The organism is Marinobacter sp., assembly GCF_052091845.1.
In the GTDB taxonomy this organism is placed as follows: Bacteria; Pseudomonadota; Gammaproteobacteria; order Pseudomonadales; family Oleiphilaceae; genus Marinobacter.
This window is the reverse complement of sequence record NZ_JBQDCO010000073.1, coordinates 1-10,866: the sequence shown is the minus strand read 5'-3', so window position 1 is coordinate 10,866 and position 10,866 is coordinate 1. Positions and strand designations below refer to the sequence as shown.

The 10,866-nt window shown below is 54.6% G+C and carries 10 protein-coding genes; 8 read left to right on the top strand and 2 right to left on the bottom strand.

Going from position 1 to position 10,866, the window contains the following annotated elements:
- From ACTHYN_RS15620 to ACTHYN_RS15600, 5 genes are all read left to right on the top strand, one after another.
- Nucleotides 1-854: MotA/TolQ/ExbB proton channel family protein (locus ACTHYN_RS15620; protein WP_441813330.1), on the top strand; the 854-nt coding region annotated here is incomplete at its 5' end.
- Nucleotides 841-1,236 carry an ExbD/TolR family protein gene (locus ACTHYN_RS15615; RefSeq protein ID WP_200363428.1) on the top strand — a complete coding sequence of 132 codons (396 nt, stop codon included), beginning with the start codon at nucleotides 841-843 and terminating at the stop codon, nucleotides 1,234-1,236. The genes ACTHYN_RS15620 and ACTHYN_RS15615, both read left to right, overlap by 14 nt.
- Nucleotides 1,233-1,643, top strand: coding sequence for an ExbD/TolR family protein (locus tag ACTHYN_RS15610; RefSeq protein WP_441813329.1), 411 nt, complete (start codon nucleotides 1,233-1,235; stop codon nucleotides 1,641-1,643). The genes ACTHYN_RS15615 and ACTHYN_RS15610 overlap by 4 nt, the downstream gene beginning before the upstream one ends.
- Complete coding sequence (locus tag ACTHYN_RS15605) at nucleotides 1,640-2,377, top strand: energy transducer TonB (protein ID WP_441813328.1); 738 nt, start codon at nucleotides 1,640-1,642, stop codon at nucleotides 2,375-2,377. The genes ACTHYN_RS15610 and ACTHYN_RS15605 overlap by 4 nt, the downstream gene beginning before the upstream one ends.
- 156 nt (nucleotides 2,378-2,533) lie before the next feature.
- A complete protein-coding gene (locus tag ACTHYN_RS15600; protein WP_441813327.1) occupies nucleotides 2,534-3,190 on the top strand; it encodes a hypothetical protein in 657 nt (218 codons plus the stop codon).
- Between the two features lie 24 nt (nucleotides 3,191-3,214).
- Here ACTHYN_RS15600 and ACTHYN_RS15595 read toward each other — a convergent pair whose 3' ends face one another.
- Nucleotides 3,215-5,896, bottom strand: coding sequence for a nitrate reductase (locus ACTHYN_RS15595; RefSeq protein WP_441813326.1), 2,682 nt, complete (start codon nucleotides 5,894-5,896; stop codon nucleotides 3,215-3,217).
- Nucleotides 5,897-6,318: 422 nt separating this feature from the next.
- Here ACTHYN_RS15595 and ACTHYN_RS15590 point away from each other — a divergent pair, with 422 nt between their 5' ends.
- The 3 genes from ACTHYN_RS15590 to ACTHYN_RS15580 are packed head-to-tail and all read left to right on the top strand — an operon-like array spanning nucleotide 6,319 to nucleotide 9,604.
- A complete protein-coding gene (locus ACTHYN_RS15590) occupies nucleotides 6,319-7,710 on the top strand; it encodes a CmpA/NrtA family ABC transporter substrate-binding protein (RefSeq protein ID WP_417501399.1) in 1,392 nt (463 codons plus the stop codon).
- 23 nt (nucleotides 7,711-7,733) lie between these two features.
- Nucleotides 7,734-8,729 carry an ABC transporter permease gene (locus tag ACTHYN_RS15585; protein WP_417501398.1) on the top strand — a complete coding sequence of 332 codons (996 nt, stop codon included), beginning with the start codon at nucleotides 7,734-7,736 and terminating at the stop codon, nucleotides 8,727-8,729.
- 11 nt (nucleotides 8,730-8,740) lie between these two features.
- A complete protein-coding gene (locus ACTHYN_RS15580; RefSeq protein WP_441813325.1) occupies nucleotides 8,741-9,604 on the top strand; it encodes an ABC transporter ATP-binding protein in 864 nt (287 codons plus the stop codon).
- A gap of 9 nt (nucleotides 9,605-9,613) precedes the next feature.
- On the opposite strand, the gene ACTHYN_RS15575 is transcribed toward ACTHYN_RS15580, so the two are convergent.
- Complete coding sequence (locus ACTHYN_RS15575) at nucleotides 9,614-10,864, bottom strand: nitrate- and nitrite sensing domain-containing protein (protein WP_441813324.1); 1,251 nt, start codon at nucleotides 10,862-10,864, stop codon at nucleotides 9,614-9,616.
- Between the last annotated feature and the right edge of the window lie 2 nt (nucleotides 10,865-10,866).

Here is a 10,866-nt window from a genome sequence, read left to right as displayed (position 1 = left end):
ATCATAGCACTTTTAGCCGCTTCTTTTTATCCCTTCATGAGAAATCCGGGCTAGCACCTCTCGATTCCGCACTCACGGACGGCCCTATTAACCAGCTACTCGCCATGGGCGGCCCTGTCATGATGGTATTGCTTGTGATGGCAGTTCTGGGCCTCATTACGTTTATTTACCTGATACTCGTGGGCGCGGTGTACGCTCCGAGATTGTCCAAAAAACTTAAAAATGTGATTACACTTTGGCAACACAGCCCTGCGGACGTAAATCCGCAAGCCATTCGCCAACAAACCAGCCGCTGGGCGAAACTTAACCCTCTCCATGGCTTAATAACCAACACCATTGAAGCTCGACAAAACCAGCAAGACGACGGGCAGATCCGCGAAACCGTAGCACGGGACGCACAGCAAGCTCTTGAGCCCTTTGAAGCCCCCCTTAAAATCATTGAAGTAATCGCTGCTCTGGCGCCATTGCTCGGTTTGCTGGGAACCGTGCTGGGAATGATGGAAGCATTCAGCGCCATGGCGGCTACGGAAGGCCGAGCAAATGCTTCTCAGTTAAGTGGCGGCATTTACGAAGCTTTGACCACCACCGCAGCTGGCCTTCTGGTCGCTATTCCATTTGCGGCACTGGCGGCTTGGATTGAGTTCCGGTTAAGACGTATCCATAAGCTTGTTAACAGCAGTTTGGTTACTGTGCTCACCGCTTCGGCACAAGCCTTTGCCGTGGCAACCGAAGCCGCAAGCGAGGCGACCACTAAAGCGGTCGAGCCTGCCCCCAGCCAACCCCGGCCAAAGGCACAAGACGAACCGGAATCAGCATCCCACAGCAGACAGCGGTTCGCCCATGCAACTGGTTGAACTCAGGCCCAGCCGACCCATTCCAATCCGTATCACGCCACTGATTGATGTGGTCTTTATCCTGCTGGTGTTTTTTATGCTGACCAGCAGGTTACTGCCTGTGGATCATCTGGAACTCGCCAATAATACAGACGGCCGCAGCACCGTGACCGGTGAGCCACTTCCCTTGCTTACGGTTACCAAAGGCGGAGACGTTATGTGGCAAGAGCGCAATCTACCCGTTAGCGACCTCTTGCCCGTACTTCGCAACGCAGGCATTACTGAAGTAAATCTTACAACCGCACCAGATACCCAACTAAGCCTATTCACAGCCACCTTGGGTGAATTATCGCAGAGCGGCATTCAGGCCCACTGGCAACGCGCAACAAAAGAATCCCCATGACCGAACTGTTTCCACCTCCCTCTACCTCCGGCAAGTCTTTGATGGAGCGGGTAGAGGATGCTCTTCTGCCACTCATCAATCTGGTTTTCCTGTTACTGATGTTTTTTATCGTGGCTGGCCAGCTTGCTGATGACCCTTTACCTGATCTGCCCGCTACACCCGCAAGCAGCGAGCAACAATCGCCTCATGCTGACCTTATGGTGGACAATAAAGGGAACTGGCGAATAGATGGTGAAAATCTGGATGCGCAAGCTCTGCTGCAACGGCTACCAGAACCCGATGCACAAACCCCGCTGAAAATTGCCGCAGCCAGCAGTCTTACCATGGCAGATCTGGAAAACCTTTTGCGCACTTTGGAAAATGGCGGTTATAAAGAAATCCTGCTGTTGACGGAGCCTGAAGCGTGAGGGACTCAGGAAAGGCCATCCGCCTTGGCCTACTGGCCGTCGCCATCGTTCTGAGCGCAGGCATTCTAATGGCCGCTGCGCCCGAGAAGACCATAGAGCTAAACCCGCTTGGCAACGCGGCTATGAATACCGCGCCCGCCATCAAGATCTCGCTTGCAGGCAAGTCCGCGCCGGCACCCGTTGAGAAAGCAACACCTAAGCCAACCCAAGAAACCCAACCCGAACCAAAGCCAAAGCCTGAACCAAAACCGACACCGGAGCCAGAGCCAGAGCCCGAGCCAGAGCCAGAGCCAGAAATAGTCGAAAAAATGGATGAGCCAGTTGCAACTCAGGCAGAGCAGTCCTCGCCAGAGAGCACAGCCAGCGATACTGCGGAGCCGGCGCCCGAAAACGGTGACTCTCAGTCGCAATCATCTGTACCGCTGCAGAATGCGGGTAATCCGTCTGCCGTTGATGATTACCTTACAAAGCTCAGCAGGCACCTTTCACGATTTTACGAATACCCCCGCCGCGCCCGCAGGTTGGGACAGGAGGGTGCGCCGGTAATCACCTTCGAGTTCCGCAGAGACGGAACCCTCATAGGCCATAGCCTACGCACAGGATCTGGTCACTCCCTGCTGGACGAAGCAGCCCTTGCCATGCTTGAGCAAGCAGCACCACTGCCGCCAGTGCCGGAGGAGATGACGGGTAGAACCTTCAGCTACGCTCTGCCGGTTCGATTTAGTTTGCGCTGATTTCATCGAACTTAAATGGTGTTTTTTGTTCGATCATGGCATCGTTAAAGAGTAGGTAAGTTTCTACCTACCACCTATATTATTTACGCTCTATTACGCCTCTTACTAGCCAACATGACCATACCCAAAACACAGGCTCAGAATTTAGGCCGATTGATGTGCGAGGTCACGCAAACCATTCTCTGGCAGCCCGCCGCCAGCTCGGTTCAGCAACGGGCATCTGGCAGCACTCTGGCCTGCCGGGTGGGTTCGGGCCAAGCCACCTACCACCGTTTTGATCCACAGCGCAAACAACACCAAATCACCTACGGTCTCCGAATGATTCAGGCCAAGCAGCAACCTGATACGGCCAGTGGATGGCTCTCGGCCCGGGAAATTCACAAACGAGGCTATTTTGAGGGTGAGCTGAGCACGCTTAACTTACTCGCACACACCTGTTGTCACGAGTTCGCACACTTGCTGCAACACAGTGCTGGCCATAGGTATCGTGGCTCGGTGCACAACCGGTACTTCTACAATATCCTTGATGATCTGCATGAGAGTGGCCATTCTGAAGCGGCGCGCGAGGCACTGGCGAAGCAAGCCTGTGAGTATCAGATTCCCTTATCCAATGAGCCCTTCCAACTTACTGAGCCAGCACTTCAACCGTCGCTCTGGCAAATAGACGATGCCGTCGCCTTTAGCTCAGGCACTCGGGAGTTCCGTGGAGAAATTATCCGAGTTAACCGAAAAACCTGCACAGTAAACGGAACTGGTAGATTCCGCGGCCAGCGATATAGAGTCCCCATGTCAATGCTGCGCAAAGCATATTGAAACACGTTTGATAGGCCTTCATTGCTAGGTTTCTAAAAGCTCAGCCTGCAATAGTTCCCGTATTTCGGGAATACAAGAGCCACAGTTGGTGCCACACTTCAGGGCCTGCCCCAACGCTTCTAGCGTCGTCTGCCCACGTGAGATTGCCTTGGCTATCTGGCGGTCGCCCACCTGAAAACAACTACACACCAGCGCCCCCATGTCTTCCGTTTCCACAGACCGGCCAGCAAGCAAGCATTGTCGCTGTTCTGAACTTAGCCGCTCCGAAGCAAAGCATTGATCCAACCAGACCAAATCGGGCAAGAGCTCAACGTTTTTATCCACCAAAAGAACAGCCTCAAGCTGGCCATCAACCACTCGAGCCGCTCTGAAACGGCCTTGCGCCGAATCGACCAAAATTAGCTGTGGTTCCCCCTCTAACCAAAGTGTAGCGTCCTTACCCCAGTCCACCGTTTTGCTTCCAGCCAGCCACCAACTGTCACTGTGGGCTAGTGGCTGTCGGCACCAATAATCACACAATCCTGCTAGGTCACTGAGGTCGTTGCTGGATTTTCGACGCATCAGCCGCGCTTGCCATTGGTTGGCTAGGCTGTGAAGGCTTGCAATACCATGCTTGCTCTCTGGCTGCCCAGAGAGCGGATCGGTTACAGCAGCAATCAGATTTGCTGCTACGCTTTGTGAGGCAAAACGCCCGCTCCAGTGAATCGGTATAAACACCTCTCCCAGTCGCTGGTCTGATGTCAGTCGGGCTCGTCCCAAAAATGGCTCGGGCCCCGGACCGGTGAGTTGGCACAAGGCCCCGTCACTGATGCGAAGACGAAACGCATCGTCGGGATGAATCTCAATAGAAGGTTCCTGGCGATGCGTTAAAAGCCGCGAAACCAATGCAGTGCGTGTCATGGTGTGCCATTGATCGCGAATCCGGCCAGTATTGACCACGAATGGGAAGCGAGGGGTCACACTCTGGCGCGGCCGCCCAACAGGAACGGGTACCAATCGTGCCCGACCGTCATCCGTGGCAAAACACCCATCACTGAACAGCCGCGACGAGCCCTCTATCTCACCAACATCGTCAAGGATAACGGGCCATTGAGTCGGCTCTAGTTGGTTGTATTGAGCGTCTGTCAATTGCGCTAGCGCTCCAATATCAAATATCTGGCGGCCTTCGCTGACGCTGCATGCGAGAGCGGAAAGCGCTGCATGTTCACGGAAAATATCCGCAGGACACTGATACTGAAAGGCACGAGCATACCCAAGTTCGCATGCAACCGAGGCCAATATCTGCCAGTCAGGTCGAGCGGCAGAAGATAAAGGCAGGAAGGATCGCTGCCGCGAAATGCAGCGTTCCGAGTTGGTAACGGTCCCGTCTTTCTCACCCCAGCCAGCCGCTGGTAACAGAATATCGGCCAAAGCTGTGGTGTCCGTATTCGCCATGCAGTCCGACACGACCACTGTCGGGCAGTTGGCCAGTGCCTCACGAACCCGGGCAGAGTCCGGCAGGCTAACTGCCGGGTTAGTGCCCATAATCCAGAGCACCTTGATATCGCCCCGGTGCACGGCTTCAAACAGGTCTACGGCCTTATACCCTGGTGCCTCCGGAAGCTGATCTGTGCCCCAGAATTCGGCCAATTGCTCGCGGGCTCCGGGAGTGTCGTATTCCATGTGCGCAGCCAAAGTATTCGCCAAGCCACCCACCTCTCGACCACCCATAGCGTTGGGCTGGCCGGTCAAAGAGAAGGGGCTGGCGCCAGGCTGGCCAACACGTCCCGTGGCCAGATGGCAGTTGATAATAGCGTTGCAATTGTCGGTGCCGGCTACCGCCTGATTAATCCCTTGGGAGAACACTGTCACAGTGCGAGGGATGTCGGCATACCAGCGATAGAAACGCTCAACGTCGGCTTCAACAAGATCACATTGGGCAGCAACCGACGCAACCGAAGGTGCAACATCTTGTGCCCACGCAAGCGTTTCTTCGAAACCGCTGCAGTGCTGTGCAATGTAGCTAGGGCTTGTCGCCTCGTGCAGCGCCAGCCATGCCAGCAACCCGTTAAACAGAACTGTGTCCGTGCCTGGTTTCAATTTAAGGTGGAGGTCTGCAAGATCTGCTGTAGCAGTTCGGCGGGGATCAATGACCACCACCCGGCGGCCAGTTCGTCGTGCAGCGTGCATACGCTGATAGAGAATAGGGTGAGCCCAGGCAGCATTGCTACCGGTCAGCACCAGAAGGTCAGCAAGTTCCAAATCCTCGTAACAACCGGGAACACAGTCTTCACCAAACGCGCGTTTGTGAGCCGCCACGGCTGCGGACATACACAGGCGAGAATTCGTATCTACATGGGGTGTGCCAATAAAGCCCTTGGCGAGTTTATTGGCTACATAATAGTCCTCTGTCAGCAGTTGGCCCGATAGGTAAAGAGCCACAGACCCCGGACCATGCTGAGCAACCGAATCACGAATGGCGCCGGAGACTGCAGCAAGTGCCTCTGGCCAACTCTTGTCCTCACCAGCAACCCGCGGCCTCAAGAGTCTGCCGTTGGGCACCAGAGTTTCATGCAAGGCAGAGCCTTTCACACACAACCGGCCCTGATTGGCGGGATGGCTCTCGTCGCCGGTCACGCTAGAAGGGGTTGCCACTACACCACAACCCACACCGCAATAGGGGCACGTGGTTAGAGTGCTGTTAGCCAGTTTGATATTGGAATCCACGCTTGCTCCTCTTCGCCTGCTATTAGTGACTGTTCTCTCGATACCCTGATGCGAACTGCAATAAAAAGGCCAGCGCGGCACCAAAGCCGTGGACTTCGCCCAAGACCGCGGCGTACAGCGCCGGTTATCCAATAACTCATCATCAGCAGACAAGCACTAGGCAGGAACCCAAGGTTTCACAATGGTGCAAAGCCGCTCAAACCTGCACTAAAGCAAGCCAACAAAAACTGCACAAAATACCCCTTACCCGTTAAGCGAAATCATTACCCCCTGCTTTTAATAAGTTTTCTATCTCTGGCACAGGCTGTGCAACCTCAAACCTGAACATTCGAGACCACTCAGATCAAACGGGCATAGGTGCCTGCCTTCCGGCAACGGAGGGCGGGCTTTTTTTTGTCTGCAAGAATGTCACGAGGTAAAAAATGTTGAAGACACCGCTGACTATTGTCACCAGACCCATCCATCAACTGGCCAAATTGGCCGCTGCAATCTCTCTTGTAGCTAGCGTAGGCACGGCCCAAGCAGAGATTGGCCCGCCAGAAAAGCCGGACCTGAAACTCGGCTTTATCAAACTGACGGATATGGCACCTTTGGCCATAGCTTGGGAGCAGGGCTTTTTTATGGATGAAGGCCTGTTTGTTGAACTGGAGGCGCAGGCCAACTGGAAAGTTCTATTAAACCGAGTGATTACCGGTGAATTGGACGGTGCGCACATGCTGGCGGGCCAGCCGCTGGGGGCATCCATTGGCTACGGCACACAGGCCGACATCATTACCGCGTTCAGCATGGATTTAAACGGCAACGGCATCACCGTCTCCAACGATGTTTGGGAGACGATGAGGCAACACATCCCAGAGCGTAACGGCAAGCCAGTGCACCCGATCAGCGCCAGCACTCTGAAACCAGCGGTTGAGCAGTCCCGAGCAAAAGGCGAACGCTTTCGCATGGGCATGGTGTTCCCGGTATCCACCCACAACTATGAACTACGCTACTGGTTGGCGGCAGGTGGCTTGAATCCGGGCTACTACGCCCCTCAAAACGGCGATACCAGCGGCACACTGAGTGCGGACGTTCATCTCTCTGTCACTCCACCCCCACAAATGCCCGCCACTCTGGAAGCAGGCACCATTCAAGGCTACTGCGTCGGCGAGCCTTGGAACCAACAAGCGGTGTTCAAGGGCATAGGCGTTCCGGTCATCACCGACTACGAAATTTGGCCCAACAATCCCGAGAAGGTATTCGGTGTCAGTCAGGTCTGGGCCGAAGAAAATCCCAATACCCACTTGCACCTGCTGCGCGCCCTAATTCGTGCTGCTTACTGGCTGGATGAAAACAACAACGCCAACCGGGAAAGCGCTGTCGAAATCCTCGCTCGTCCGAGCTATGTGGGCGCCGATGCCGAAGTAATTGCCAACTCCATGACAGGCACTTTCGAGTACGAAAAAGGGGATGTTCGGGACGTGCCGGATTTCAACGTATTTTTCCGCCATCACGCCACCTACCCGTACCCATCGGACGCCATCTGGTATCTCTCGCAGATGCGTCGCTGGGGCCAAATACCCGAAGCAAAATCCGACGATTGGTACATGAAAACGGCCGCACAGGTATACCGCGGCGACATCTATGCGAAAGCTGCCAAATCCTTAATCGATGATGGACTGATGAAGGCGGAAGATTTTCCCGACTTCAGTCAGGACAACTTTTCCCGTCCATATCAGGGAGAGCTCATTGATGGCGTCGCCTTTACCCCACGTCAGCCCAACGCCTACATCGACAGTTTTGACATTGGGCTCAAAGGCACTGACACACCGTAACCCGCAGTATTCAGGAGAACCACATGAGCACGCTATTGAACCCTAGCTCTGAAACCCGAATCCGCGGCGGGCTGAAAGTACTGACAGATCGATTCAATGTCGCGGAGTTAACTCAAGCTGGCAAGCAACTCTTACTGCCGATGGTCGGCATTCTAATATTTCTCGGCTTCTGGCATTTGGCCGCACCTCAGGTGAACACCTCGCTGGGCACATTTCCGGGGCCGGTGCAGGTCTGGGAGCAAAGCGGCCAGCTCTGGCAGGAGCACCTCAATCAACGGGAGCGTGCGGATAAATTCGTGACCATGCAGGAGGAACGAAATGCTCGTATTTTAGCTGAAGATCCAAACGCTAAAGTTAAGATCCGGGGCTACCCCGGTGCCCCGACGTTTCTGGACCAAATTGCCACCAGCTTGGTTACCGTCATGGCCGGCTTTCTACTTGCGACGGCAATCGCGGTCCCACTTGGCATAGTACTGGGTCTCAACCGACACCTTCAGGCAGCGGTCAATCCACTGATTCAAATCTTCAAGCCCGTTTCGCCTCTGGCTTGGCTGCCGCTGGTTACGATGGTGGTCTCCGCTACTTACGTCAGTGACGATCCGATGTTTGAGAAGTCGTTCCTCACCTCAATGATCACCGTCACCCTTTGCAGCCTTTGGCCCACCCTGATCAACACAGGTGTTGGGGTGGCTGCGGTGAACCCCGACTTGCTGAATGTCTCCCGAGTTCTGCAACTATCATTCTGGACCCATGTGAGAAAAGTCGTTCTACCGTCGTCCATACCCATAATCTTCACCGGGCTCCGGGTTTCGCTGGGTATCGCCTGGATGGTGCTGATCGCAGCCGAAATGCTGGCTCAGAGCCCAGGGCTCGGCAAGTTTGTCTGGGATGAGTTCCAGAACGGCAGCAGCCAGTCCCTGAGCCGGATCATGGCGGCCGTGTTGGCTATCGGCTTTATCGGTTTTGTGCTGGATCGAATCATGTTGGTGATCCAGAAGAAAATTGCCTGGAATGAATAACGGAGATAACCATGACTAAACCTCATTTGGAGCTGACCGGCGTGGAAATGGCCTTTGATACACCTAAAGGCTCCTTCGTCGCGCTGGATAACATCAACCTGAAGATCAAAAAGGGCGAGTTTGTCTCTCTGATTGGTCATTCTGGCTGCGGCAAGTCCACAGTACTGAACATCGTCGCTGGTCTACTTCAGGCCAGCAAAGGTGGATGTATTCTGGATGGCCACGAGATCAACGCACCGGGACCGGAACGGGCGGTCGTATTCCAGAACCATGCCTTAATGCCCTGGTTAACGGTTTATGAGAATGTTGAATTGGCTGTACAGCAGGTGTTTCGCAAAACCCTGACGAAGCAGGAGCGTCGAAGCTGGATTCATCACAATCTGGAACTGGTGAATATGGCCCATGCCGCCAACAAACGACCGGGAGAAATCTCAGGAGGCATGGCACAACGGGTAGGGATTGCCCGGGCGCTGGCAATGAAGCCAAGCGTCTTGCTGATGGACGAACCTTTCGGCGCCTTGGATGCCCTTACCCGGGCTCATCTGCAAGATTCTCTGATGAGCATTCAACAAGACCTTAACAACACCGTGATCATGATTACCCACGACGTAGACGAGGCCGTACTCCTGTCTGATCGTATTATCATGATGACCAACGGACCGGCTGCTGCCGTCGGCGAGGACCTATACATCAACCTAGAACGGCCTCGCAACCGAGTCACTCTAGCGGACGACCCCACTTACGCGCATTACCGGCAGGAGGTTCTGAAATTTCTTTATGAGAAGCAGCGCAAGCTGGAAAACATAGCACCGCACCGGAATAAAAAGGCCACCAGTGCAACCACCAATCCCTCTGCCCAGACAGCGAAAATCTGAGAGCGGGAGCTACGTTAATATATCCGCCATAGACACCAGTGCCCGGGCAACCTCGGGCAGCTTTTTACCCTGATCCATGGCCAGCTTTCGAAGGACCCGGTGGGCTTCGTCGTTATCAACTTTGCGGTGACGCATCAGCAACAAGACCGCTTTTTCCTGAGTTCTCCGATCCTCCAGTGCATCCTCAGCACTCCTTAGATCCTCACTCATTTGCTGCAACCGACGCGACTGTTCCTGCACCAAATCAAAAATTGATCGCCCAGAGTGCTGACCAATACCTTCACTGCTCCACACGTCTCCGGCTTGAACTTCCCCACTAACATCAGACTCGCACAGAACCAAAAGAGGCTGCGCGGGAAATTCCAACTGGCCAAACGAAGCCATCAGTGTTTCACGGTGTGCCAATGCTCGCCGCGCCTCGGCAAACCGCTCCACGCAGCGTCCATGAAAGCTGCTCTCCACTGACTCCTCGACCTCTTTGAGCCCATCCATACGTTCGCTCATCAGTGCAAACCAGTCATCGGCTGCGTCCGGGCCTATCGTTTTGTACCGGCCAACGGAACACGCCAACTGCCGTAAACGCTTAATCTCATTTTCCCGCCCATGTGCCCGTAGATTCAGCAATAGCTCACAGCTTTGCTCATCTGCGAAGCTGAGAAACACCTCAAAACACTGCTCCTGCGTTTCAATAAGGTGCGCTATGCGCTGGGTCAGTGCATTGTCAAAGCGCCCTTGTGAAAACCCCGCCGAGCCTACTGCGCGCTCCTGGCCACAAAGTTCCTTGCCATTCATCAGATGCACCATGGCCACCAACAAGCGCACAAGTGACGGGTCTACAGCTGTATCCGCTGCCCCAAGCACCACGACAATCAGGCTTTGAATAAGGGCGCTGTAGGATTCTGTTGCCTCCGACACCGGCAACGACTGGGCTTTCACCCGCGCACGCAGCGCTGTCAGGCCCTCCAATCCGTGAAGGGCGCTGGCAATATGAGCCAGTAAATGACTACTCACCAAATGCGTTGTCAGTTCCTCATGAATCTCAGCCAGAGCCTGCTCGAAAACACTATATAAGCGCGTCGATTCCGCCACCGTTAGTGTTCGCTCCGAGCCAAACTTCTCGCCCTTCGACCCAAGAAACATAGTGCACGCCCCACGCTCTCGCTGCAGACCGTGCACAAGGTTACCGATACTCTGCACCAGCTTTCCCATCTGCAAGAAGTACTGGAGGTTCCTCAGTTCACAGCGCCTGGATGCGATCAAAT